General features: G+C 59.0%; 1 protein-coding gene. It reads left to right on the top strand.

Annotated features, from left to right (window positions below):
* Positions 1–580, top strand: a 580-nt coding sequence (locus NV64_RS22840; RefSeq protein ID WP_146005549.1) for an IS3 family transposase, incomplete at both ends; no start/stop codon positions are given.

Genomic DNA, 580 nt, shown 5'->3' with positions numbered 1-580 from the left:
GTTCCGCCATGATTGCGACAGCGTCGTCAGTAACGCATTCAGCCGGGCTAAACAGCGCTACGGCGCACCCCGTCTGGCAGAAGAGCTGCGTGCGCAGGGCCTGACATACAATGTGAAAACGATAGCCTCAAGCCTGCGGTGCCAGGGGCTGCGGGCAAAAGCGTCACGGCGGTTCAGCCCGGTCAGCTACCGTGAACACGGTCTGCCGGTCTCAGAAAACCTGCTGAAGCAGGACTTTTACGCCAGCGGCCCGAACCAGAAGTGGTCTGGAGACATCACGTACTTACGCACGGATGAAGGCTGGCTGTACCTTGCCGTGGTTATTGACCTGTGGTCACGGGCGGTTATCGGCTGGTCAATGTCATCGCGGATGACAGCACAGCTGGCGTGCGATGCCCTGCAGATGGCATTGTGGCGGCGTAAGCGGCCAAAATACGTTATCGTTCATACGGATCGGGGCGGGCAATACTGCTCCGCGGTCTATCAGGCACTGCTGAAGCGGCATAATCTGCGCGGAAGCATGAGCGCACGAGGCAACTGCTACGATAATGCCTGTGCGGAGAGCTTCTTCCACTCACTG

Origin of the sequence: Erwinia sp. B116, assembly GCF_002865965.1 — a bacterium.
Classification (GTDB): Bacteria; Pseudomonadota; Gammaproteobacteria; order Enterobacterales; family Enterobacteriaceae; genus Erwinia.
Note: the sequence above shows the minus strand (reverse complement) of the source record. Positions and strands in the feature narration are given on the sequence as shown.